Origin of the sequence: Cellulomonas wangleii, assembly GCF_018388445.1 — a bacterium.
Taxonomy (GTDB): domain Bacteria; phylum Actinomycetota; class Actinomycetes; order Actinomycetales; family Cellulomonadaceae; genus Cellulomonas; species Cellulomonas wangleii.
This window is the reverse complement of record NZ_CP074405.1, coordinates 1,417,024-1,440,536: the sequence shown is the minus strand read 5'-3', so window position 1 is coordinate 1,440,536 and position 23,513 is coordinate 1,417,024. Positions and strand designations below refer to the sequence as shown.

Genomic DNA, 23,513 nt, shown 5'->3' with positions numbered 1-23,513 from the left:
CACGGCACGGGCCGGGACGCGTGGTGCGTCCCGGCCCGGCGCGTCAGGTCGGCGTTCGCCGACCGCGCGATGCTGCGTCAGATCCTCGTGCGCGACCGACCACGGCCCACGAGGCCCAGGATCAGGCTCACGACCAGCACGATGACGCCGATCCAGATGAGGAACTGGCCGATGTTGGTCGCAACGCCGAGGACGACGAGGACGACACCGACGAGAATGAGGATGAGCCAGGACGGCATGTGAGCACCCTTTCGTGCGAACGCCCGGCGGCACGTGGCCGCAGGCTCCGAGTTCGGCCCCGGGGGTACCCGGGGCCGTCTTTGTCACGGGAAGAGCCTGGCAGTCACAGGCCCGCTCGGCACGTCGAACGGTCGACTTGCGGAGCCGGGCGTCACTGGTATGTGGTCACGTGTCCAGCGTCCTGACCTGGCATTTCATCCAATCCTCATCGTCCACATCGTGAGATGGACGGGTGTGCGAGACAGCCGTCCCGATGCGCGACGGACCGTCAGCGCTTGCCGACGAACCACCCACGGACCATCGCGATGCGGGCCTCGAGCTGGTCCGGCGCGGCCAGCGCGACCTCCGGACCCCCGCACCGGCGACGCAGCTCGGCGTGGACCGTCGCGTGCGGCTGCCCGCTGCGCCGCGCCCACGCGCCGACCAGCTGGGCGAGCTCCTTGCGCAGCTCGGCCTGCTTGCGGTGGTCCATGACCTCCGGCTCGGGCTGGGAGCGCGCACGACGCGCCCCCTGCTGGTCGGCCTGGCGCTGCCGCAGCAGCGTCGTCACCTGGTCCGCGTCGAGCAGGCCCGGCAGGCCGAGGAAGTCCAGCTCCTCGTCGGAGCCCACCTCGGCGCCCGTGCCGAACTCGCCGCCGTCGAACAGCACCCGGTCGAACGAGGCCTGCGCCTCGAGCGCCTGGAACGAGCCGGCGACACCGTCCGCGCCGACCGCGTCGGAGGCCTTCTCCGCGCGCTCCGCGAGGGCGAGCAGGTCCCCCTCGGGGTCCTCGGAGCCGTCGGTCGGCTTGTCGAGCGCGTGGTCCCGCTCGACCTCGAGGGTGGCGGCGAGCTCCAGCAGCTGCGGCACGCTCGGCAGGAACACCGACGCCGTCTCGCCGCGCTTGCGCGCCCGCACGAACCGGCCGACCGCCTGGGCGAAGAACAGCGGGGTCGCGGTGCTCGTCGCGTAGACGCCCACGGACAGCCGGGGGACGTCGACGCCCTCGGAGACCATGCGCACGGCCACGAGCCAGCGGGAGTCGCTCGCCGAGAACTCCTCGATACGGTCGCTCGCCCCCGCGTCGTCGGACAGCACCACGGTCGGCGACTGCCCCGTGAGGCGGGCGAGGTGCCCGGCGTAGGCGCGGGCGTCGGTCTGGTCCGTCGCGATCACCATCGCCCCGGCGTCCGGGACGGTGCGGCGCACCTCCGTCAGCCGGCGGTCGGCCGCCGCCAGGACCGAGGGGATCCACTCGCCGTCGGGGTCCAGCGCGGTGCGCCAGGCCTGGGACGTCATGTCCTTGGTCAGCGGCTCGCCCAGGCGCGCGGCGATCTCGTCGCCCGCCTTGGTGCGCCAGCGCATCGATCCCGAGTACGACAGGAAGATCACGGGACGCACGACGTGGTCGCGCAGCGCGTCGCCGTACGCGTAGGTGTAGTCGGCGACCGAGCGGCGGATGCCCTGCGCGTCGGGCGCGTACGTGACGAACGGGATCGCGGCGGTGTCCGAGCGGAACGGCGTGCCCGTCAGCGCGAGCCGGCGCGTGGCCCCCTCGAACGCCTCGCGCACCGCGTCGCCCCAGGACAGGGCGTCACCGCCGTGGTGCACCTCGTCGAGGATGACCAGCGTGCGCTCGGCGGTGGTGCGTGCCGCGTGCAGCGCGGGCTTGCTCGCCACCTGCGCGTACGTCACCGCGACGCCGTCGTAGCCGGCACCGTGCCGCCCCTGGGCGTTGGAGAACCGCGGGTCCAGGCGGATGCCGACGCGCGCGGCCGCGTCCGCCCACTGCTTCTTGAGGTGCTCGGTCGGGGCGACCACGGTCACGCGCCGGACGGCACCCGACGCGAGCAGCTCCGTGGCGATCCGCAGCGCGAAGGTCGTCTTGCCGGCGCCGGGCGTCGCGACGGCGAGGAAGTCGCGCGGCGCACGCTCGCGGTACAGGTCGATCGCCTGCGCCTGCCAGGCCCGCAGGCTCCCCGCGGCCCCCCACGGCGCACGCGCGGGGAACGCCGGCGGCAGCTGCTGCGCTGCCGCCGTCGAGGGGTGCTGGGGGGTGGAGACAGGGGCGACGGACCGACGGGCCGCGCTCACGCGCCGCCCGCGCCGGAGCCGGAGCCGGAGCCCTTGCCACGGCCGAAGCCGAAGAACCCGCGGCCTCCGCCGCCTCCCCCGTCCGAGCCGCCGTCGCCGTCCTGCGGCTCGCGGAGGCCGTCGTACACCTCTTTGCAGATGGGGCACACGGGGAACTTGTTCGGGTCGCGACCGGGCACCCAGACCTTGCCGCACAGCGCGATGACCGGCTTGCCGGTCATCGCGGACTCCATGATCTTCTCCTTGCGCACGTAGTGCGCGAAGCGCTCGTGATCACCGGGCTCGACCTGCTCGGTCGTCTCGGCACGCTCGAGGACCGAGGTGCCGCCCTGGGGTCCGAACGGGTCGTCGGGTCCGGTCGGCGGGGTCGGCTCACTCATGGGGCCATCGTACGTCGGGGGTCGGACAGCCCCGCGGCGGCACGACGGGTCGAGCCGGACCGGGAGGAGCCCTCACCCGGCGCGACCGGGTCTGGAACCACTCCCCTGTTTTGTGTCAATCTATGAACACATTGACATCGTCGCGGAGGCCGTCGTGAACCTGCCCGTGCTGCTCCTCTCCCTCGCCGTGGCGGCCCTCGTGGCCTGCCTGGTCGCGGTCGTCGCCGCGCGTGCGGCCACCTCGGCCGTCGGCGAGGTGGTCGTCACGCCCGCCGCGTACGACCGTGCCCGGCGGCACGCCGCGACCGTGGCGCTCGTCGCGTGGGCCGTCCTGCCGACCGTGGCCGTGCTGCTGCCCGGCGCGGTACCCGACGGACCAGGGGCCGGGGTCGCCCTGGGCTGCGTCCCCGCGGTCGCCGGCCTGGCGTTCCTGCTCGTGGCGGCGGTCGGCGAGCGCACGTGGCCGGCGCCCCGGGGGACCGTCCGCGGCGCGGCGCTGACCCGCCGCACCGCGCGCGACGTCGCGCCCCGCTGGACGGTGGTGGCGCTGCTCACGTGGACCGCCCTGCTGCTGGGGACCCTGCTCGCCACCGGCGTGACCGCCGGCCCCGACGGCCGGACCGTCGCGCTGCAGCCGGACGCCCTGGTGTCGACCGCCGCCGGGCCGTACCCCGGAGCTCCCTACGCGGTGCCCCTCGCCGCCGCCACCGTGCTGCTGGCGGTCGCCACGTGGGGCGTGCTGCACCTGGTGGCGGCGCGCCCGGCGGTCGCCGGGGTGTCGACGGACGACGACGCCCTGCTGCGCCGCGTGTCCGGGGCGCGGGTCGTCGCGGGCGTGCAGCTGGTCGTCGGCGGGACGCTCGCCGCCGTCCTGCTGGCCACGGGCAAGGCGGTGCGGTCCGCCGCGCACGCCACGTACGCGGTCGACGGCGTGTCGATCGAGGTCGTGCAGCCCGTCGCCGCTGCGCTCGGCACCGCGGCCCTCGCCGCCGCGCCGGTGGTGGGGCTCACCACGCTCCTGCTCGCCGCGACCGCGCTGCTGCGCTCCTCCCGTGCGGCGCAGCCGCGCGTGGCCGTCCGGCTCGACGTCCGGGTCACCGGATGAGTGCCCCGCGGATCGAGGTGGACCTGGGCTCCGGGGTCCCGGTCTACGAGCAGCTGCGCACCCAGGTCGTCGCGCACGTCGCCGCAGGCCGCCTGCGGCCGGGCGACCGGCTGCCCACGATCCGCGCGCTGGCCACCGACCTGGGCGTCGCACCCGGGACGGTCGCCCGCGCGTTCCGGGAGCTGGAGCTCGCCGGCGTCGTGGTGACGCGGCGCCGCACGGGGACCGTCGTGGCGGCCGACGCGGCCCCGGCGACCGTCGGCGCGCGCGAGGCCGCCGCGGCCTACGTGCGGGCCGCGCGGGCCGCCGGCCTCAGCCCGGACGAGGCGCTCGACCTCGTGCGCGGCGCCCTGCTGACCTGAGGCCGCCCGGGCGACGGCCACGACGGGCGACCGTCGAGGCCGACGACGCCGGGACACGCGGACCGGAGGCACGCGGACCGGAGGCACGCGGACCGGAGGCACGCGAGCCAGGGAGGCGTGGGCTACAGCCCCTGCCACGCGGGCTTGCTCGCCCACGTCTCGCGGTAGTGGTCCAGCAGCCGCAGCCGGCTCGCGGCCGCCTCGTCGACCAGGACGCTCACGTGCGGGTGCAGCTGCAGCACGGTGGCAGGCCACAGGGCGCTGACCGGGCCCTCGACCAGCTGCTGCACGGCCTCGGCCTTCCCCTCCCCCTGCGCGAGCAGCACCAGGTGCCGTGCCGCCATGATCGTCGCGAGGCCCTGGGTGAGGCAGTGCGTGGGGACCGCGTCGGCGTCGCCGTCGAAGAACCGGGCGTTGTCCTCGCGCGTCCGGCGCGTCAGCGTCTTGATCCGCGTGCGCGAGCCCAGCGACGATCCCGGCTCGTTGAACGCGACGTGCCCGTCGGTGCCGATGCCCAGCAGCTGCAGGTCGACGCCGCCCGCGTCGGCGATCGCGGCCTCGTACGCGGCGCACGCCGCGGGGAGGTCCTCGGCCAGCCCGTCGGGGCCGTGGACCGCGTCGGGCGGCAGGTCGACGCGCGAGACCAGCTCGGCGTCGATGACGTGGCGGTACCGCTGCGGGTGGTCCGCCGGCAGCCCGACGTACTCGTCGAGCAGGAACGCCTGCGCGCGCGCGAACGACAGGCCGTGCTCCGCGTGGCGCCGGGCGAGCTCGTCGTACACGGCCAGCGGGCTCGACCCGGTGGCCAGGCCCAGCACGGCGTCGGGCCGCTCCGTGAGCAGCCTGCCCACGGCGTCCGCGGCCAGCCGCGCCAGCTCGGGCGCGGGTGCGACGACCACCTCCATCAGACGACCTCCCCTCGTCCCACGAGCGCGGCCCCCACGGCACCCACGGGCACGTCCCGTGGTGCCAGGTGCACACGCTCGGCCAGTCGCAGCGACGCCAGGAACGGCGACGCCGCGGCCTCCCTCCCCAGCTCGACGCGCACCGCGTCCAGCAGCGGATCACCCACACCGCTCACCCCACCGCCCAGGACCACGTGGTCGACGTCGCACGTCAGCACCAGGATGCGCACGGCACCGGCGACCGCCCACGCGAACCGGTCGCGGACCGCCACGGCGCGCGGGTCGCCCGCGGCGGCCGCCGCGAACAGCGCGAGCGGCGCGGGCCGCCCGTCCGTCGAGGGCCACGCCACCTCCACGGCGCTGCCCGACGCGTACTGCTCGACGCACCCCCGCTGCCCGCACCCGCACGGCAGGCCGTCAGGCACGAGCGTCAGGTGCCCGACCTCACCGGCCGCCCGACGGGCGCCGCGCCGCAGCGCCCCGTCGAGCATCAGACCGGCGGCCACGCCGGTGCCCAGCGCGAGGAAGGCGAGATCGCGCGGTGCGGGCACCGCGTCGACCGTGTGGGCGGCGCCGACGACCGCGGCGTTGAGGTCGTTCTCGACCCGGACCGGCACCTGGCCGGCCAGCGCCGCCGCCACGGCCGATGCCAGCCCGAAGGGGCGCTCGACGCCCACGTTGACGGCGTGCTCGACCGTGCCCGTCACGGGGTCGACCACACCCGGCACCCCCACCCCGACCCCGCTCAGCGCGGCGAGCGGCAGTCCCTGCTCCGCGGTGAGCGTCTCCACGCAGGTCCGCACGGCGGCGACCAGCCCGTCGGGCCCGGGCACGGTCGGCACCCGGTGCGTGGCGACGACCGCGCCGTCGGCGGCGAGCAGGACGGCGAGCACCTTGGTGCCGCCGACGTCGACGCCCACCGCCCAGCCCGCCCGGCCGGCGTCGGTCGGGGTGCCGCCGGCGGGTACGAGGGCGCCGGTCGCACCGGCAGGCGTGACGTCAGGGGCGGTCGGGTCGACGGGTGTGGTGCGGGCGTGCGTGGGCACGACAGGGTTCCCCCCCGGGGTCGTGGCGTCCATGGCTCAGCCCTTGACCGCTCCGGACACCAGGCCTCCGGTCATGCGCCCCTGCACGAGGAGGAAGAAGATGACGACGGGGATCGCGACCAGCACCGAGCCGGCCATGAGCGCCCCCCAGTCCGTCGCCTTGGTGGCCTGCTGGAACGTGCGCAGCCACACGGGCAGCGTCATGGACTCGGGCCGGGTCATGATGATCAGGGCCATCATGAACTCGTTCCACGCCTGCAGGAACGCGAACACGCCGGTGGCCACGAGACCGGGCGCGAGCAGCGGGAACGTCACCTTCCAGAACGCGCGCGGGCGGGAGCAGCCGTCGATCATCGCGGCCTCCTCGAGCTCGACGGGCACCCCGTTGACGAACCCGCGCAACGTCCAGATCGTGAAGGGCAGGACGCCCGCGAGGTACACGACGCCGAGCGCGACCACGGTGTTCAGCAGCCGCCAGGAGTCGACCATCTGGAACACCGAGATCATCATCGCCTCGCCCGGGACCATCTGGATCACCAGGATCGACAGCACGAAGGCCGCCCGCCCCCGGAACCGGAAGCGTGTGACGGCCAGCGACGCGAAGAACGCCAGGACCATCGCGGCGACGAGCACGAGGAACGTCACCTGCAGCGAGTTGCCGAGCGCCGGCACGAAGGGCGAGCGCTCCTGGTGGAACATCGCGGTGTCGTAGTTGCGCAGCGTCGGCTCGTCCGGCCACAGGTGCAGCTCCGGCCCGATGATGCGGTCGGTCGGCAGGAACGACGTGTTGACCATCCAGTAGACCGGGAACACGAAGGCCGCGGCGAGCAGGGCGGCGACCACGCCCCAGCCGACGGACGCCGCCCGGCGGCGGGCCGGACGGCGGCGGACGACACCCGCGGCCGGTGGTGCGGGTGCAGCGACCGGCACGGTGCCGGCGGGTGCCAGGCTCACAGCTGCTCCTCCTTGACCGTCGCACGCACGTAGTACGCGGAGATGGCGAGCATGAGGACGGTGAAGATGACGGCGATGGCGCTCGCGGCCCCGTAGTGGCCCTGGGCCATGCCCATCTCGTAGATGTAGACGCCGAGCGTGCTCGTCTCGGACGTCACGCCGCCGATGCCCTGCAGGACGAAGATCTGCGTGAAGACCTTCAGGTCCCAGATCATCGACAGCACGATCAGCACGACGTAGATGGTCCGCACGTACGGGACCTGCACGTCGAGGAACCGCTGCCGGCCGTCGGCGCCGTCGAGCTGTGCGGCCTCGAGCACCTCGCGGGGGACCTGCGTGAACCCCGCGTAGAGCGTGAACGCCACGAAGGGGATCGCCCCCCACACGATGACCAGGGCCGCGACCGCGAAGAAGGACAGCGGGGAGATGAGCCACGAGTGGCCCATCCAGCTCTCGCCGGTCACCGACGTCAGCAGGTGGTTGACGACGCCGTACCGGGTGTCGAAGATCCACCCCCAGACGAGCATCGCGGCCAGCGGTGGCATCGCCCAGGCCAGCAGCAGCGCGACCGACAGCACGAGGCGCATCACCCGGCCGAGCCGCATGAGCAGCAGGGCCACCAGCGTGCCGGCCGTGATGGTCGCGACGACGCACACGAGCATGAAGACGAAGCTGCGGGCCGTGACGGCCCAGAACCGTTCGTCGGTCAGCGTGGCGGCGTAGTTGTCGAGACCCACGAACGGCGCCGGCACGCCGAGCAGCTGGGCGCGCTCGTACTCGTGCACGGACAGCCAGAGCATGCGGACCAGCGGGTAGCCGGTGACGACGACGAGCACGGCGAGGCTGGGGGCCAGCAGCACCCAGGGCAGGAGCCGCGCGGGGGTGGTCGCGCGGGTCGCGCGGGGCGGCGGCGCGGCGCCGGGCGGCGCGGGCCGCAGCACGGTGGAGCTCATGGGGGTCCCTCCTGCGGTGACCCGGCCGGGCCCGCACGCGAGGCGCGGACCCGACCGGTGACGCCGGGTCAGCCGTTGAGGATGGACTCGATCTGCGCGTCGAGCTCGGTCGCGATCGTCTCGACGTCACCGCCCTGCGCGATCTGCACGAGGGCGTCCTGGACGACCTTCTGCGCCTCGACGTCGCCCCACCTCGGCGTCGCCGGGGTCAGCTCGGCGTTGGCCGCCGCGGTGGCGGACGCGAGCGTGAACTCGTCGTCCGGCAGGGCCGGGACGAGCGACTTCTTGGCCGGGATCATCGAGTTCTCGGCGAGGATCGTCTGGTACTCGTCGGACAGCAGGATCGTCAGGGCCTTCTTCGCCAGGTCGACGTTCTGCGACTTCGTCGCGACCGCGATGTTCGACCCGCCGGCGAAGACCTTGGCGGTCTCGCCCGCGGTCGCGCCGGGCAGCGGGAAGGCGTGCAGGTCGGCACCGAACGTGTCGGCGCACCCGGGTGCCTCGGCGTCGGCCGGGGCCTGGATGGACCACCGGATCCAGTTCGGGGCGGACAGGAACGTCGTCTGCCCGGCGCAGAACGGGATCTGCAGCTCGGACTCGTCGCCGTCCTTGGGCGCGTTCGAGGCGTTGACCATGAGGTCCTGGACCTGCTCGAGGCCCTTGATGCCACCCTCGGAGGAGAACCCGGCCTCCCACGTGCCGTCGTCACGGGGCTCGGCGATGAAGCCGCCGTTCTCCCAGACGAACGGCAGCGCGTTGTACCAGTCCTGCCCGGGGAACCAGACACCGGAGTGGTCGGCGGTCCTCAGGGACTTGGCCGTCTCGACGTACTCCTCGAGCGTGGTCGGCAGCGCCGCCCCGCCCAGGACCTGGTCGCTGTAGAACACGATGCGCGAGCCCGCGTAGTACGGGGCGGCGTAGAACGTGCCCTCCCACGTGCCGGCCTTGACGAAGCCGGGCAGCAGGTCGTCGCCGCCGAGGTCCTCGGCGATGTCGTCGAGCGGCGCGAAGTACCCGGCGGACGTGAACGTGGCGGCCTGCGTGTTGCCGACCTCGACGACGTCGGGCGAGTCGGACGACGACAGCGCGGTCGTCAGCTTGTCGACGAGGCCGGTCCAGGACTGCTCCTCGATGGTGAGCGTCGAGCCGGGGTTCTCCTCCTCGAACGTCGACGTGAGGTACTCGCGCGCCTCGTCGGGGGTGTCGCTCCCGACGAGCCAGACGCGGATCTCGGCGCCCTCGGCGCCGGACGCGTCGTCGGTCCCGCTGTCACTGCCGCCGGAGCACGCCGTCAGGACGAGGGCTGCCGCCAGGCCGGCGGCGCCGGTACGTAGGATCTTCACGTCGTTGTTCCTCCCAGGTGCGAGGCGACCGTCGCGCGACGTCGCCGGTGGGTGGTGCCGACCTGCTGGACGCTCGGCCCGGGGTCGTCACGTGACCCCGGGCCGGCTCCGGCCGCTCCGGATCGTCACGTGATCCCGAGCCGGCCGGACAGGACGAGCACGCAGGCGCCCGCGAGCGCCGCGTCCTCGTCCAGTGCTGCCATGCGGACCCCGAGGTCGTGACCGACCGCGGGGATGGTGCGCTCGCGCAACGTCGTGGTGGCCGCCGCGCGCAGCGGCCCGTCGAGCAGGTCGACGGGGCCGGAGAGCAGGACCTCGGCGAGGTTGAGTGCGCTGACGACGGGCGCGAGGGTGCGGCCCAGCGTCCGCCCGGCGGCGGCCAGCGCCTCGTCCGCGCCCTGGGCGCTCGCGCCGGAGGTGCGGCGACGCAGCGCGGGCGCGCTCAGCACGGTCTCCAGGCAGCCGGCGCGCCCGCACGCGCAGGGCAGCGGCGCCTCGCCCGGGGTGTCCGCGTCGATGACGGTGACGTGCCCGATCTCGCCGGCAGCGTGCCCACGTCCGCGTACCAGCGCACCGTCGACGAGCATCCCCGCCCCGACACCCTGCCCGACGGTGACGACCATGGCGTTGGCGTCGGCGCCGCCGAACGTGTACTCCCCCAGCGCGCGGGTGTCGGCGTCGTTGGCGACGTGCACCGGGGCACCGAGCACGGCCGTCAGCCGGGAGGCGAGCGGCACGTCGTACCACCCGCGGTTGGGCGCCTCCAGGACGCGGCCCGCGTCGTCCACGACCCCCGGGGAGGCGATCCCCACACCGAGCACGGGCGCGGTGGCGGCCGCGACGAGCCTGCGCCCGAGCTCCTCGACGAGGGCGACGGCGGCCGCGCCCGTGGCACCGGCCGTCGGCACGTGGTCCCGCGCCACGACCTGCCCCTCGAGCGTCATCACGGCGCCACGGACGGTCTCGTCGTCGGTGAGGTCGAGCACGACCACGTGGTGGTCGGCCGAGCGCAGGCCGACGAGCGTGGCCGGCTTGCCGACGCGACCTTCCGTGCGCACACCCAGGTCCCCCACCAGCCCGTCGGCGAGCAGGTCGGCGACCAGGTCCGACACGGTGACGCGCGTGAGGCCGGTGCTGCGGGCGATGTCGGCGCGCGACGAGGGGCCGGCGTGGAAGAGGTGCCCGAGCACCAGGGACCGGTTGTGGGCCCGGGCGTGCTCGGGGAGCACCTTGGCGGTGGGCCGCAGCTCGCGCCGCACCGGCCCGGGCGGGCGGCCGATCGTGCGTCCCGTGGTCGTCGACATGTTTGTTAGTAGACCTTCCTTACAAATCCCGGTCAAGGCTCCCCTGTGACCGTGATCACATCGTGACCGCTGGTTCACACGGGCGTCTCACGGCCCGCGGCGGTGCCCGGAACGCGGCTCGGAACGCGGGGACCGCCCTGTGCTCAACCGGCCGCAGGACCACCCTCGGCCAGGGCGGCCAGCCAGCCCCGGGCGCCCGGGTGCCGGACGGACGTCGTCGCCCGGCGGACGCCCTCCCCCAGTGCGTCCAGGGGGTCGGCACCGCGGGCGAGCGCCGCGGCCATCGCCCCGTGCAGCACGTCGCCGGCACCGAGCGTGTCCACGACCTCGCCGGGCGGCACCGCGACGGGCGCCACCCAGGACCGCACGGGCGGCCCGTCGGCAGCGGCACGGCGCACCCGGACCGGCCCCGCCCCGGCGCTGCGCGCGACGAACCGCGGCCCCTGCGCGGCGACCTCGTCCAGCAGCGCGTCCACCGCCCGCTCGTCGCGCACCGCCCGGCCGGGCACGGCGAAGTCCGCCGACAGCACCGCCAGGTCGACGACGGCCAGCAGCTCGGGCGTCGACGGCTTCCAGCTCCCGCCGTCCAGGAGCACGGGGACGCCCGCGTCGCGGGCCGCGCCCGCCAGCACCGCGGCGGCGCCCGCGTGGTGCCCGTCCACGAGCAGGGCGCCGGCGCCGGTGACCACGTCCGCGCCGGGGGTCGGCAGCCGCGGGACGCGCGCGCCGTTCACCGACACCACCGCCCGCTCCCCCGTCGCGCGCGTCACCAGCACCGTGGACACCGGCAGCACGCCCGCCACGTCCGGCACGAGGTCGACGACGTCGACGCCCGCAGCGGCCAGGCCGGCACGGGCCACGTCCGCGAGCGCCCCGGAGCCGATCGCCGTGACCAGCGTCGTGGGCACCCCGAGGCCGGCAGCGACCGCGGCGGCGTTGGCCGCGGGACCGCCGAACGTCACGTCGAGGCCGTCGGCGACGACCTTCTCGTCCGCACCGGGCAGGCGGTCCACCACCTGGGTGACGTCGAGCGTGGTCAGGCCGCAGCAGACGAGGCGGGCAGGCATGCGGGCATCCTCCCAGGCGCGCCCAGCACCGCCGCGCCGCGAGCCGGACCTGCGGCCCCACCACGTAACGTTTCACAGCCGCCCCGGGGGATTCGCCGGAGATGTCCGGCGTGGTTCGCTGAGCCCGCGTAAGCGCTTCCCCCACGAGAGGCAGGGACATGTCCCGCAGACCACCGGCGGCCCGACGCCCGTTCCGCGTCGCACTCGCCGCCGCCCTCACGCTCGCCCTCGGCGGCACCCTCGGCCTCGCCACGGCCGTCGGCGCGAGCGCTGCGAGCGTCGACACCAACGCCTGGTACGTCCTGGTGAACCGCCAGAGCGGCAAGGTCATGGACGTCACCGGCACGTCCACGGCCGACGGTGCGGCCATCCAGCAGTGGCCCCGCAACGACGGGGCCTGGCAGCAGTGGCAGTTCGTCGACTCCGGGTCGGGCTGGTACCGGCTGAGGTCGCGGCACTCCGGCAAGGTCCTCGACCTGTGGCAGTGGTCGACCGCCGACCGCGCCCCGTTCCACCAGTACTCCGACCTCGACGGGTACAACCAGCAGTTCAAGCTCATCGACTCCGCGAGCGGCGCCTACGTGCGCCTGCACAACCGCCACTCCGGCAAGCTCGTGACCGTCACCGACCGCTCGACCGCGGACGGTGCGAGCATCACGCAGCTCACCGACAACAACCAGTACAACCAGCAGTGGCAGCTCGTGAAGGTCGGGGCGGGCACCGCGCCCACGCAGCAGCCGACGCAGCAGCCCACGACACCCCCGCCGTCCGGCGGGTCGGGCTCCTGGCCCTCGGCGTCCGGCCAGCAGAAGGTCTCCGCGACCATCAAGGTCAGCGGCACCCTCGACGGCCGCAACGTGCGGTACTACGGGATCTCGTCGGGCGACCAGGACGAGTCGCAGCCGCCGATCTTCCAGCTCTCCGACGGCGCGGTGCTCCGCAACGTCATCATCGGCACGGGCGCCGGCGACGGCGTCCACTGCACCGGCACCTGCACGCTCGAGAACGTCTGGTGGGAGGACGTCGGCGAGGACGCCGCGACCCTCAAGGGCTCGAACGCCTCGCAGGTCATGACCGTCAACGGCGGTGGTGCGAGGTCCGCGTCGGACAAGGTGTTCCAGCACAACGGGCCCGGCCGGTTCGTCATCACGAACTTCCAGGTGTCCGACTTCGGCAAGCTCTACCGCTCGTGCGGCAACTGCTCCACGCAGTACGCACGGACCGTCGTCATCGAGAACGTGCAGGTCACCGCGCCGGGCAAGTCGCTCGTGGGGATCAACTCCAACTACGGCGACAGGGCCACCATCTCGGGCGTGACGATCGTCAACGACCCGTCCCGCAAGATCGTGATCTGCGAGGAGTACCGCGGGGTCACGTCGGGCGAGCCGTCGAAGATCGGCTCCGGCCCGTCCGGGGCCTGCGGCTACAGCAGCTCGAGCATCACCTACCGCTGACGCGTCAGCGCACGGCGACCCGCGGCCGTGCCCGGTCGACGAGCCCCCAGGCCGTCGCACCGAGCACGACCGCGGCCGTCAGCACGGCGGGCCACGGCCCGAGGACGTCGGTCGCGACGTGGGACGCGACGAACACCCCCAGCCCGACCGCCACGACGACGAGCGCCCGCCACCAACCGGCCCGCGGCACCGCGAGCCGCAGGCACACCGCGGCCACCACGAGCAGCACCGCACCCCCGAGCCCGCGCACGCCGGTGCCCTGCGCGACGGCGAAGGCGACGACCAGACCGACGGCGGCGAGCGGTGCGACGGGGAGGCGGGGCATGCGCCCACGCTAGCCCGGTCCACCGGACGTCCCGTGCGGGCTGCACCCCCACGGCCCTACGGTGGGCGGGAGACCACGCCCACCCCGAGGGAGACCCACGTGCCCACGCCGCCCATCGACCCGACGACCACGAGCGCCTGGCAGGACCTCTCGGAGCACGAGAGCACGCTGCGGCCCGACCTGCGCGCCTGGTTCGCCGACGACCCGGAGCGTGCGCAGCGCATGACGCTGCAGCTCGCGGACCTCACGGTCGACCTGTCGAAGAACCTCGTCACGGACGAGACGCTGGCGCTGCTGGCACGCCTCGCCGACGAGGTGCGGCTCACCGACCGCTTCACGGCCATGCTGGCCGGCGAGCACATCAACGTCACCGAGGACCGCGCCGTGCTGCACACCGCCCTGCGGCGCCCGGCCGACGCCGAGCCGCCGCTCGTGGTCGACGGGCAGCAGGTGGACGACGACGTGCAGGCCGTCCTGGGCGAGGTCTTCGCGTTCGCGGAGAAGGTGCGCTCGGGCGAGTGGACCGGCGTCACCGGCGAGGCCGTGCGCACGGTGGTCAACATCGGGATCGGCGGGTCCGACCTGGGCCCCGTCATGGTCTACGAGGCCCTCGAGCCGTACGTCGCGGACGGGCTGGAGGTGCGGTTCGTCTCCAACATCGACCCCACGGACCTCGCGCAGAAGACCGCGGACCTCGACCCGACCACGACGCTGTTCATCGTCGCGTCCAAGACCTTCACGACCCTCGAGACGCTGACGAACGCGCGCCTGGCCCGCCAGTGGCTGTGGGACCGGCTGATCGGCGAGGGCCGCATCGAGGACACGGACGAGGACCGTCGCCGCGCGGTGGCGAACCACTTCGTCGCCGTGTCGACCGCCCTGGACAAGGTCGCCGACTTCGGCATCGACCCCGCCAACGCGTTCGGGTTCTGGGACTGGGTCGGCGGGCGCTACTCCGTCGACTCCGCGATCGGGACGTCGCTGGCCATCGCGATCGGCCCCGACGCGTTCGGCGAGCTGCTCGAGGGCTTCCACGCCGTCGACGAGCACACGCGCACCACCCCCGTGGCGCAGAACGTGCCGTTCCTCATGGGCCTGCTGAACGTCTGGTACGTCAACTTCCTCGGCGCGCACACGCACGCCGTGCTGCCGTACGCCCAGCAGCTGCACCGCTTCCCGGCCTACCTGCAGCAGCTCACCATGGAGTCCAACGGCAAGTCCGTGCGCTGGGACGGCACACCCGTCACCACGCAGACCGGCGAGGTCTTCTGGGGCGAGCCCGGCACCAACGGCCAGCACGCGTTCTACCAGCTCATCCACCAGGGCACGCGGCTGATCCCCGCCGACTTCATCGCGGTGGCCAACCCCGCCTACCCGCTGAGCGACGGCGGCACCGACGTGCACGGGCTGTTCCTGGCCAACTTCTTCGCCCAGACCAAGGCGCTCGCGTTCGGCAAGACCGCCGACGAGGTCCGCGCCGAGGGCACGCCCGAGGAGATCGTCGCCGCCCGCGTGTTCTCGGGGAACCGGCCGACCACGTCGATCCTGGCGCCCGCCCTGACCCCGTCCGTCGTGGGGCAGCTCATCGCGCTGTACGAGCACATCACCTTCGCGCAGGGCGTCGTGTGGGGCATCGACTCCTTCGACCAGTGGGGCGTCGAGCTGGGCAAGAAGCTCGCGACGGATATCGCCCCGGCCGTGCAGGGTGACGCCGCGGCCCTCGACGCGCAGGACGCGTCCACGCGCGCGCTGATCGCCCGGTACCTCGAGCTGCGGCGCTGACAGCCGCTCGGGCGGTCCGACGACGGGCCGCGGCTCCCCACCCGGGGGCCGCGGCCCGTCGTCGCGTCCGCGGCGCCGCGTCGCCTCAGGCGGTCACCGCGCCGTGCACGTGATCGCGCCGGGCGCGCCGCTGCCCGTGCCCTGGAAGCCGAGGTCGGTGGACGCCCCCGGCGCGAGCGCGCCGTTCCAGGCCGCCTCCCGGAAGGTCACGGGCGACGTGCCGGACGCCGTCGCGCTCCACACGTGGGCGACCCGGCCACCGGGTAGCTCGACCGTGACCTCCCACCCGCTCGACGCGACGGCACCCGTGGCGGTGACGCGCACCGAGGCCACGAACCCGCCCGGCCACGCGCTCGTCACGGCGTAGGTCGCGGTGCACCCGGGGGAACCCGGAGCCGGGGTGGGCGTCCCGGTCACGTCGGGGCGCGGCGTCGTGGCCGGGGTCGGCGTCGGGCTCGGCGTCGGCGTCGGCGTCGGGCTCACCGTGGGCGCGGGCGTCGGGCTCACGGTGGGCGCGGGGCTCCCGCCCTCGACGAGGGCCAGGGCACGCTCCGCCGCCGGGAGCCAGGTCGCGGCCATCCGCGCCGTGCCGGCGTCGTTCGGGTGGACGCCGTCGGACGTGTCGCGGGCGGGGTCCCAGCCCGTCGCGTGGTCGACGACGAGGACGGGCGACGCCGCGGTGGACGTCACGGCCGCCCAGTCGGGCACGGCCGCGTTCAGCGCGCGGGTCCGTGCCGGGCAGTCGCCGCAGGTCGGCGGCGCGACGGGGACGATCTGCGCGACCACGACCACGACCTGCGGGTCCACGGCACGCATCTGGGTGACGAGCGTCGTCCACGCGTCGAGGACCTGCTGGGTGCTCCGGTTGCTCCAGACGTCGTTGGTGGCGAAGTGCATGAGGACGACCTGGGGCCGTGTCGCGGCGAACCAGCGGGCCGCCTCGCCCGACGCGGCGACGTCCGTCACCAGCGCGCCGCCGTGACCCTCGTTGTCGCCGTCGTGCGCGAAGCCGCAGCCCTGCGGCGGCAGGGTGCCCACCATGTCCACACGGTGCCCGGCGGCCGTGAGGTCGCGGTGCAGGAGCGCGCGCCAGCACCCGGGCGACCCCGTGATCGAGTCGCCCAGGGCCATGACGCGCACGGGCTCCTGCGCCGCGCGTGCCGCAGGAGCGGTGGCCAGCGCACCGGCCGGCAGGAGCAGGGCGAGTCCCAGCAGCGCCGCTCCGACGCGACGCAGGGGGTGGTGGACCATGGTCGGCTCCTTCGACGCTGGACGCCCCCGCCGCGGGCGGGTGCCGGTGGGTGCGTCGAGCCTGCCGTCCCGGTGGTGCCCGAGGAGGGCGTCGAAGCGTTTCGCCGCGGTGCGACGTCCGCAGCCCGCGCGTGGCAGGCTGACGTCGGGACCGGCGACGTGCCGGCAGGGAGGTGGCAGCGTGCCCGAGCCGCAGGGTCGCGTACGTGTCGACGCCTGGACGTGGGCGGTGCGGCTGTTCCCCACCCGGTCCGCCGCGGCCGCCGCGTGCCGGGCGGGCCACGTGCGCGTCAACGGCGACCGGGCCAAGCCGGCGACGCAGGTGGTGCCGGGCGACGAGGTGCAGGTGCGGGGCGGCGCGCGCGAGCGTCTCGTCGTCGTGCAACGACTCCTGGTCAAGCGCGTGTCGGCGGAGGTCGCGCAGGCCTCGTACCTCGACCGCTCCCCCGTGCCGCCGCCGCGCACGCAGGTGGCGGTCGCCGGGGAGCGTGACCGCGGCGCGGGCCGCCCCACCAAGCGTGAGCGCCGGGCCATCGAGCGGCTGCGCGGGCACTGAGCCGTCGGCACTGAGCCGGCACCGAGCCGTCGGCGGGGAGCGCGCGCTCAGTGCACGTCGGCGAGGGTCGCCATCCAGTCGCCGACCCCGGTCTGCTCCAGCAGGTCGGCGACGCGCGGGCTGACCGCGGCCATCCGCAGGGGCAGGCCGCGCTCGGCCGCGTCGCGCGCGAGGCGCACCAGGACGGACAGCCCCGTGGAGTCGAGGAACGTCACGCCGGAGGCGTCGACCTGCACGTCGCAGACCCCGGGCGCGTCCAGCGCCCGCCACAGCGCCGGCGCGTCACGCTCCCGCACCACCAGGTCGACGGCCCCCGTCAGCACGACCCGCAGCACGGGGCCCTCGGCGTGCACGTCGAGGCGCCCCTCCGACCCCGGCCGCCCGTTCATCGGGCGAGTGTGCCCCACGCCACGGACATCCGGCACCCGTAGCGGGAGTGGCCCTGCGACCGGCGGGTCGCAGGCGGTGGCGGACGCGGCCGTGACCACGCAGGCGGTAGCCGGACCGCGTCCGGGTGCGGTGCGTCGGGTGCTGTGCGTCCGGGTGCATCCTGGGGACGTGACCACGGGCCCGGGCCTCGCGACGGGCGACACCCACGTCGTCGTGGCCTGCCCACCGGGCCTCGACGTGCGCCGCACGGTCGGCCGGCTGCGGCGCGGACCGGGCGACCCGACGTGGGCGACGACACCGGGCGCCGTGTGGCACGCGACGCGCCGCGGCCCGGGGGCGGCCACCCTGCGGCTGTGCCCCGTGCCCGGTGGCGTGCGGGCCGACGCCTGGGGACCGGGCGCGTCCGCCGTGCTCACCGAGGCTCCTGCCCTGCTCGGGCTGCTCGACGACCCGACGGGGTTCGCGGCCGGGCTGCACCCGGTGGTCGCGCGCGCCCACCGCACGCACGCCGGCGTCCGGCTCGCCCGCAGCGGCGACGTGTGGTCGACCGTCGTGACGGCCGTGCTGGAGCAGCGCGTCGTCGGGGTCGACGCGCAGGCCTCGTGGCGCCGGCTCGTCGCGCGGCACGGGTCGCCGGCGCCCGGTCCAGCGCCTGCCGGCCTGCGGGTGGCGCCGCCGCCTGCCGTGTGGCGGACGCTGCCGGTGTGGGAGTGGCGCCGCGCCGGTGTCGACGCGCAGCGCTCCGACACCGTGCGCCGGGCCGCCGCCGTCGCGCACGCGATGCGGGCCGACCTCGACCCGCCCGAGCTCGCGCGGCGCCTGCGGACCGTGCCCGGCATCGGCCCGTGGACGACGGCGGAGGTGACGTCCCGCGCGCTCGGCGACCCCGACGCCGTGCCCGTGGGCGACGCCCACCTGCCCCACCTGGTCGGCTGGGCCCTCACCGGGCGGCGGGTCGACGACGCGGGGATGCTGCACCTGCTGGCTCCGTGGCAGGGGCACCGCCAGCGCGTCCTGGTCCTGCTGCAGCTCGCCCACCTGGGACGGATGCCGGCGTACGGGCCCCGCGGGCCGCGCGCGCTGCCGATGCGCTGACGTGCCGTGGCCGGACGTGCCGCGGTGCGGCAGGCCGGGGATACTGGCCGTTCACCGCGTCCGACCGCAGGAGGAGCCATGCCGCACGACGACACCGCCCGCCCGACCGACGCACCCCCGGAGGACCCGTCGCGCGCGGCGACCGGGCTGCTGTGCCTCCTGCTGTTCGTCGGGTCGTTCGCGCTCCTCGCCTTCGGGTTCGACGGCGACGCGACCACCGGGCCGTGGCTCGTGACGGCGGGCATCCTCGCGTTCGGTCTGGCCTTCGCGATCCCGACGACGATCCTGCCCGCGATCGAGGAGCGCGACGGCCGGTGACGCCGCTCGCGGTGCCCACGTGCCTGGTGCTGGTGCGCCACGGCGAGAGCGTCGGCAACATCGCGGCCACGCGGGCCGAGCGCGAGCGCGCGCTGCGGGTCGACGTGGCGACGCGCGACGCGGACACCCCGCTGTCCGAGCGGGGGCGCGAGCAGGCGCGGGCACTCGGGACGTGGCTCGCGGACCTGCCGGCCGACGAGCGGCCCGACGTGGTGTGGTGCTCGCCGTACGTGCGCGCCCGGCAGACCGCGGAGCTGGCGATGGAGGTGGCGGGACTCGACCTCCCGGTCCGGCTCGACGAGCGGCTGCGCGACCGTGAGCTGGGCGTGCTCGACCGCCTCACGTGGCGCGGCGTGCAGGAGCTGCACCCGCTGGAGGCCGAGCGTCGGCACCACCTCGGCAAGATGTACCACCGCCCGCCCGGCGGCGAGTCCTGGGCGGACGTCGCGTTGCGCGTGCGGTCCGCCCTCGGGGACCTGCAGCCGCGCGACGCCGGGCGGCGGGTCCTCGTCGTGGTGCACGACGCGGTCGTCATGCTCCTGCGGTACGTCCTGGAGGAGCTGACCGAGGACGAGCTGATGACGATCATCCGGGAGCGCAGCGTGCGCAACGCGTCGCTGACGCGCCTGGACCGGGCCGACGACGCCTGGCTGCTGACGGCGTTCGACGAGGTCGAGCACCTCGCGGAGCTGGACGCCCCGATCACGGAGCACGAAGGGACGGCGGACACCGGTGGATGACCTCGTGCTGACCCCCGCGCTGCTGCGGGAGCACCCCCTGCCCGAGCCGACGGGCGGCAAGGACGCGCGCGGCGGCGTGCTCGTGCTCGGCGGCGCGCGCGCCACGCCCGGCGCGGTGCTGCTCGCCGGCGTGGCCGCGCTGCGGGTCGGCGCCGGGCGGCTGTCGCTGGGCGTCGCGGCCTCCGTGGCCGGGCCGCTGGCCGTGGCGGTCCCGGAGGCCGGGGTCGTGGGGCTGCCCGAGGGACGCACCGGGTCGGTCACCGGCCCGGGTGACGAGCTCGACGGCGAGCTGCAGCGCGCCGACGTCGTCGTCGTCGGGCCGGGCCTCGACGAGCCGGACGGGACCCTCGCGCTGCTGCGCGCGGTGGTCGCCGCGGCCCCTGCCACGACGTCCCTGGTGCTGGACGCGTTCGCCCTCGGCGTGCTGCGCGACGCGCGGGACCTGCACGGGGCGCTGCGCGGGCGGACCGTCCTGACGCCCAACACGACCGAGGCCGGGCGGCTGCTCGGACAGGACGCGGACACGACCGACGAGGGTCGCGACGACGCCGACGTGCCGGTCGCCGCCCGCCTCGCGGACGCGTACGACGTCGTCGTGGCGTGCGCGGGGGTCGTCGCCGAGCCCCGCGGCCGCCGCTGGCGCTCGTCGACGGGCTACTCGGGCCTGGGCACGTCCGGCAGCGGCGACGTCCTGGCCGGCGCCGTGGGCGGGCTGCTCGCGCGAGGGGCGCCGCCCGCGCAGGCCGCGTGCTTCGGGGTCGCCGCGCACGGCGTCGCCGGTGACCGGCTGGCCGCGTCCGTCGGGCCGCACGGGTACCTGGCGAGCGAGCTGCTGGCCGAGCTCCCCCGGGTGCTCGTCGAGCTGCGCTCGCGCTGAGCGCTCCCGCTCCGCGGACGCGACGCCCGGACGGGCCCGCGGTACCGCACACTGGTGGCGTGGACACACCGCGCATGAACGTCGAGTCGTTCAACCTGGACCACCGCACCGTCGCCGCGCCGTACATCCGGCTCGCGGACCTCAAGGAGCTCCCCCACGGGGACGTCCTGTCCAAGTTCGACGTGCGGTTCACGCAGCCCAACGTGGCGCACCTCGAGATGGACGCCGTGCACTCCCTCGAGCACCTGTTCGCCGAGCACTCGCGCAACCACTCGGACCGGGTCCTGGACTTCTCCCCCATGGGCTGCCAGACGGGCTTCTACCTGATGCTCGAGGGCCGCTGGACGGACCAGGAGGTGCAGGACCTGGTCGCCGCGACCCTCGAGGACGTCCTGCACGCGACCGAGGTCCCCGCGGCCAACGAGGTGCAGTGCGGCTGGGGCGCGCACCACACGCTGACCGGTGCGCAGGACGTGGCCCGCGCGTTCCTCGCGCAGCGCGACGCGTGGAGCACGGTGACCGCGTGAGCGACGGGCTCTCGGCCGCGCCCGGCGTGCTCGTCGACGCGGTCGTCGTGACCGCGATGGGGGTGGAGGCCTCCCCCTTCCTCGAGCGTGCGACCGCCGTGGGCGACGAGGTGGAGGTCGCGGGCGCGCGGCGCCGCGTGCTGGACCTCGGCGGTCCGCGGGTGATGCTCGTGACCTGCGGCATCGGCCTGGTCAACGCCGCCTCGGCCGCGACGCTCGCGCTGCACGGGTCGGGGGCGCGCGTCGTGCTCAGCGCCGGCTCGGCCGGGGGCATGGGGCTCGACGTGCGCGTCGGCGACGTCGTCGTCGGTGCCACGACCGTGTACGGGGCTGCCGACGCCCGCGTGTTCGGGTACGCGCTGGGGCAGGTGCCCGGCATGCCGGCACGCTTCGACGCCGACCCGGGCCTGCACGCCGCGGCAGCCGGTGTCGCCACGGACGGCCTGACGGTCCGCACCGGCACCATCCTGTCGAGCGACGTCTTCGTGGACGCCGAGCGCGTGGTCCCGCTGCGCCACGCCTTCCCCGACGCGCTGGCCTGCGACATGGAGTCCACGGCCCTCGCGCACACGGCGCACCTCGCCGGGGTGCCGTTCCTGTCCGTCCGCGGCATCTCCGACCTGTGCGGGCCGATCGCCGGGGTCGACTTCGACGCGCACGTCGACGACGCGGCCGAGCGGTCCGCGGTCGTGGTGCTCGGCCTGCTGGACGCGGCGCTCGTCACGGGCTGACGGGACGCCCGACGACTTCGCGCCGCGTCCACGGTCGGTAGGTCTGTCCCGGAATGTCGTCGACCGGTGCGCGGTTGGCACCGGAGACTGCTCGGGCACGGCTGCTGCGCCCGGCGGCCGTCCGTCCACCGCCGCGCACCGCACCGGCCCGAACCGACAGGCGACCTCGTGACCGACAGGACCGCTCCGCCCGTCGCGCCGCCCACGGGGCCCACCGCGGCCACGCAGCCGGCGACCGCCGCACCCACGGGCCCCGACGGCGTCCCGGTCGCGATGTCACCCCGCGACCGGCTCGCGGTCGCGCTGCTGCTGGTCTCGACGTTCGTCGTCATCCTCAACGAGACGATCATGGGCGTCGCGCTGCCGCGGCTCATGGACGACCTCGCGATCACCGCGGGCACCGCGCAGTGGCTGACGACCGGGTTCCTGCTGACGATGGCCGTGGTCATCCCCGTGACCGGGTTCTTCCTGCAGCGCACCACGACCCGGGGCGCGTTCCTCACGGCGATGGGCCTGTTCTCGCTCGGCACGCTGGTGTGCGCGCTCTCCCCCGGGTTCGAGATGCTGCTCGTGGGGCGCGTCGTGCAGGCCACCGGCACCGCGGTGATGCTGCCGCTGCTCATGACGACCGTCATGACCGTGACCCCGCCGGCCTCCCGCGGGCGCACGATGGGCAACATCTCGATCGTCATCTCCGTCGCCCCCGCCGTGGGCCCGACCCTCTCCGGCCTGATCCTGTCGGTGCTGGACTGGCGGTGGATGTTCGGTCTGGTGCTGCCCGTCGCGCTGGCCGCGCTGGCCCTGGGCGCGCTGCGGCTGCCGGACGTCACGCAGCCGCGGCACGCACGGGTCGACGTGGTCTCCGTGGTCCTGTCGGCCGTCGCGTTCGGCGGCCTGGTGCTGGGCATGTCACGGGTCGGCGAGGTCGTCGCCGGCGGGCTGCAGCCCGCCACCGCGGCCGCGCTGGTCGCCGGGGCCGCGGGGCTCACCCTCTTCGTCGCACGCCAGCTGCGGCTGCAGCGCACGGACGACGCCCTGCTGGACCTGCGGGTGTTCCGCTCCCGGACGTTCGCCGTGTCGGTCGGGCTGATGGCGATCATGATGATGGCCCTGTTCGGCGTCATCATCATGCTGCCCATCTACGCGCAGGACGTGCTCGGCCTCGACACCCTGCGCACCGGGCTCATGCTGCTGCCCGGCGGGCTCCTCATGGGGCTGCTCGCCCCGCTGGTCGGGCGCGCGTACGACCGGGTCGGCGCGCGTCCCCTGCTGCTGCCGGGCACCGTGCTGGTCAGCACGGCCACGTGGGGCATGGCGCTGCTGCTCGGCGAGCAGACGCAGCCCTGGCTCCTGGTCGCGGCGCACCTGACGATGTCCGCAGGGCTGGCGCTGGTGTTCACGCCGCTGTTCACGTCGGCGCTCGGGGCCGTCAGCGCCGACCGCTACTCCCACGGCAGCGCGATCATCGGCACCGTGCAGCAGGTCGCGGGCGCGGCCGGCACCGCCGTGTTCGTCACGGTCCTGTCGGCGGTGGCGGCGGACCGGGCGGCCGACGGCGCGTCCGCGCTCGTCGCGACCGCGGAGGGTGTGCACGCGGCGTTCCTCGTGGGCGCCGTGCTGACGCTGCCCGCGATCGCGGGTGCGCTCGCCGTGCGCTCGGCACCGGCCGGTGCCGCCGTCGCCGGCCACCACTGACACCCGCCGGCACCCCGCGGCGCACGCACCGGGCGCCGC

General features: G+C 75.2%; 25 protein-coding genes. 12 read left to right on the top strand and 13 right to left on the bottom strand.

Translation table 11 applies throughout. The annotated features are described in order from the left end of the window. Positions 1–77: 77 nt before the first annotated feature. From KG103_RS06685 to KG103_RS06675, 3 genes are all read right to left on the bottom strand, one after another. Complete coding sequence (locus KG103_RS06685) at positions 78–239, bottom strand: hypothetical protein (protein ID WP_207340656.1); 162 nt, start codon at positions 237–239, stop codon at positions 78–80. Positions 240–508: 269 nt separating this feature from the next. Next, positions 509–2,314: a DEAD/DEAH box helicase gene (locus tag KG103_RS06680; protein ID WP_207340657.1), complete on the bottom strand. Its 1,806-nt coding sequence runs from the start codon at positions 2,312–2,314 to the stop codon at positions 509–511. Next, positions 2,311–2,694 carry a DUF3039 domain-containing protein gene (locus KG103_RS06675; protein ID WP_207340658.1) on the bottom strand — a complete coding sequence of 128 codons (384 nt, stop codon included), beginning with the start codon at positions 2,692–2,694 and terminating at the stop codon, positions 2,311–2,313. The genes KG103_RS06680 and KG103_RS06675 overlap by 4 nt, the downstream gene beginning before the upstream one ends. Positions 2,695–2,848: 154 nt before the next feature. On the opposite strand from KG103_RS06675, the gene KG103_RS06670 reads away from it, so the two are divergent. Both KG103_RS06670 and KG103_RS06665 read left to right on the top strand, forming a co-directional pair. Continuing rightward, entirely contained in the window at positions 2,849–3,799 is a 951-nt protein-coding gene (locus KG103_RS06670) for a hypothetical protein (protein WP_207340659.1), read from the top strand. Next, positions 3,796–4,161, top strand: a complete 366-nt coding sequence (locus tag KG103_RS06665; protein ID WP_207340660.1) for a GntR family transcriptional regulator — start codon at positions 3,796–3,798, stop codon at positions 4,159–4,161. The genes KG103_RS06670 and KG103_RS06665 overlap by 4 nt, the downstream gene beginning before the upstream one ends. Positions 4,162–4,283: 122 nt before the next feature. Here the strand turns inward: KG103_RS06665 and nagB are convergent, their stop codons facing one another. From nagB to KG103_RS06630, 7 genes are all read right to left on the bottom strand, one after another. Next, complete coding sequence (gene nagB / locus KG103_RS06660) at positions 4,284–5,066, bottom strand: glucosamine-6-phosphate deaminase (RefSeq protein ID WP_207340661.1); 783 nt, start codon at positions 5,064–5,066, stop codon at positions 4,284–4,286. Continuing rightward, positions 5,066–6,112, bottom strand: coding sequence for an ROK family protein (locus KG103_RS06655; RefSeq protein ID WP_249670830.1), 1,047 nt, complete (start codon positions 6,110–6,112; stop codon positions 5,066–5,068). The genes nagB and KG103_RS06655 overlap by 1 nt, the downstream gene beginning before the upstream one ends. Before the next feature lie 36 nt (positions 6,113–6,148). Beyond that, a complete protein-coding gene (locus KG103_RS06650) occupies positions 6,149–7,066 on the bottom strand; it encodes a carbohydrate ABC transporter permease (RefSeq protein ID WP_372434887.1) in 918 nt (305 codons plus the stop codon). Continuing rightward, positions 7,063–8,019, bottom strand: coding sequence for a carbohydrate ABC transporter permease (locus tag KG103_RS06645; RefSeq protein WP_207340663.1), 957 nt, complete (start codon positions 8,017–8,019; stop codon positions 7,063–7,065). Before KG103_RS06645 ends, KG103_RS06650 begins: the two co-directional genes overlap by 4 nt. Before the next feature lie 68 nt (positions 8,020–8,087). Then, a complete protein-coding gene (locus KG103_RS06640) occupies positions 8,088–9,362 on the bottom strand; it encodes an extracellular solute-binding protein (RefSeq protein WP_249670829.1) in 1,275 nt (424 codons plus the stop codon). Between the two features lie 125 nt (positions 9,363–9,487). Further along, complete coding sequence (locus KG103_RS06635; protein ID WP_207340664.1) at positions 9,488–10,666, bottom strand: ROK family transcriptional regulator; 1,179 nt, start codon at positions 10,664–10,666, stop codon at positions 9,488–9,490. A gap of 143 nt (positions 10,667–10,809) precedes the next feature. Continuing rightward, positions 10,810–11,733, bottom strand: coding sequence for a PfkB family carbohydrate kinase (locus KG103_RS06630; RefSeq protein WP_207340665.1), 924 nt, complete (start codon positions 11,731–11,733; stop codon positions 10,810–10,812). Positions 11,734–11,891: 158 nt separating this feature from the next. Here KG103_RS06630 and KG103_RS06625 point away from each other — a divergent pair, with 158 nt between their 5' ends. After that, a complete protein-coding gene (locus KG103_RS06625; RefSeq protein WP_207340666.1) occupies positions 11,892–13,187 on the top strand; it encodes a pectate lyase in 1,296 nt (431 codons plus the stop codon). Positions 13,188–13,191: 4 nt separating this feature from the next. On the opposite strand, the gene KG103_RS06620 is transcribed toward KG103_RS06625, so the two are convergent. Continuing rightward, positions 13,192–13,512, bottom strand: coding sequence for a hypothetical protein (locus tag KG103_RS06620; RefSeq protein WP_207340667.1), 321 nt, complete (start codon positions 13,510–13,512; stop codon positions 13,192–13,194). Between the two features lie 99 nt (positions 13,513–13,611). On the opposite strand from KG103_RS06620, the gene pgi reads away from it, so the two are divergent. Further along, a complete protein-coding gene (gene pgi, locus KG103_RS06615) occupies positions 13,612–15,294 on the top strand; it encodes a glucose-6-phosphate isomerase (RefSeq protein WP_207340668.1) in 1,683 nt (560 codons plus the stop codon). A 93-nt stretch (positions 15,295–15,387) separates the two neighbouring features. On the opposite strand, the gene KG103_RS06610 is transcribed toward pgi, so the two are convergent. Continuing rightward, the gene (locus tag KG103_RS06610; RefSeq protein ID WP_207340669.1) at positions 15,388–16,545 is read right to left on the bottom strand and encodes a cellulose binding domain-containing protein; all 1,158 of its coding nucleotides are present in this window, start codon (positions 16,543–16,545) and stop codon (positions 15,388–15,390) included. Between the two features lie 181 nt (positions 16,546–16,726). Here KG103_RS06610 and KG103_RS06605 point away from each other — a divergent pair, with 181 nt between their 5' ends. Further along, on the top strand, positions 16,727–17,101 hold the full coding sequence (locus KG103_RS06605; RefSeq protein ID WP_207340670.1) for an RNA-binding S4 domain-containing protein: 375 nt from the start codon (positions 16,727–16,729) through the stop codon (positions 17,099–17,101). A gap of 47 nt (positions 17,102–17,148) precedes the next feature. On the opposite strand, the gene KG103_RS06600 is transcribed toward KG103_RS06605, so the two are convergent. Further along, on the bottom strand, positions 17,149–17,490 hold the full coding sequence (locus KG103_RS06600; protein ID WP_207340671.1) for an STAS domain-containing protein: 342 nt from the start codon (positions 17,488–17,490) through the stop codon (positions 17,149–17,151). 169 nt (positions 17,491–17,659) lie between these two features. Between KG103_RS06600 and KG103_RS06595 the strand changes: the two genes are divergently transcribed. From KG103_RS06595 to KG103_RS06565, 7 genes are all read left to right on the top strand, one after another. Continuing rightward, positions 17,660–18,586 (top strand): DNA-3-methyladenine glycosylase family protein, encoded by a 927-nt coding sequence (locus KG103_RS06595; protein ID WP_249670828.1) that lies wholly within the window; start codon positions 17,660–17,662, stop codon positions 18,584–18,586. A gap of 78 nt (positions 18,587–18,664) precedes the next feature. After that, entirely contained in the window at positions 18,665–18,904 is a 240-nt protein-coding gene (locus tag KG103_RS06590; RefSeq protein ID WP_207340673.1) for a hypothetical protein, read from the top strand. Further along, entirely contained in the window at positions 18,901–19,644 is a 744-nt protein-coding gene (locus KG103_RS06585) for a histidine phosphatase family protein (RefSeq protein ID WP_249670827.1), read from the top strand. The genes KG103_RS06590 and KG103_RS06585 overlap by 4 nt, the downstream gene beginning before the upstream one ends. Further along, entirely contained in the window at positions 19,637–20,521 is an 885-nt protein-coding gene (locus KG103_RS06580) for an NAD(P)H-hydrate dehydratase (protein ID WP_207340674.1), read from the top strand. The genes KG103_RS06585 and KG103_RS06580 overlap by 8 nt, the downstream gene beginning before the upstream one ends. Before the next feature lie 74 nt (positions 20,522–20,595). Continuing rightward, positions 20,596–21,048 carry an S-ribosylhomocysteine lyase gene (locus KG103_RS06575; protein ID WP_207340816.1) on the top strand — a complete coding sequence of 151 codons (453 nt, stop codon included), beginning with the start codon at positions 20,596–20,598 and terminating at the stop codon, positions 21,046–21,048. Next, positions 21,045–21,779 (top strand): 5'-methylthioadenosine/S-adenosylhomocysteine nucleosidase, encoded by a 735-nt coding sequence (mtnN, locus tag KG103_RS06570; protein ID WP_207340675.1) that lies wholly within the window; start codon positions 21,045–21,047, stop codon positions 21,777–21,779. The genes KG103_RS06575 and mtnN overlap by 4 nt, the downstream gene beginning before the upstream one ends. Positions 21,780–22,052: 273 nt before the next feature. Continuing rightward, positions 22,053–23,474 (top strand): DHA2 family efflux MFS transporter permease subunit, encoded by a 1,422-nt coding sequence (locus KG103_RS06565; RefSeq protein ID WP_207340817.1) that lies wholly within the window; start codon positions 22,053–22,055, stop codon positions 23,472–23,474. Positions 23,475–23,513 lie beyond the last annotated feature (39 nt).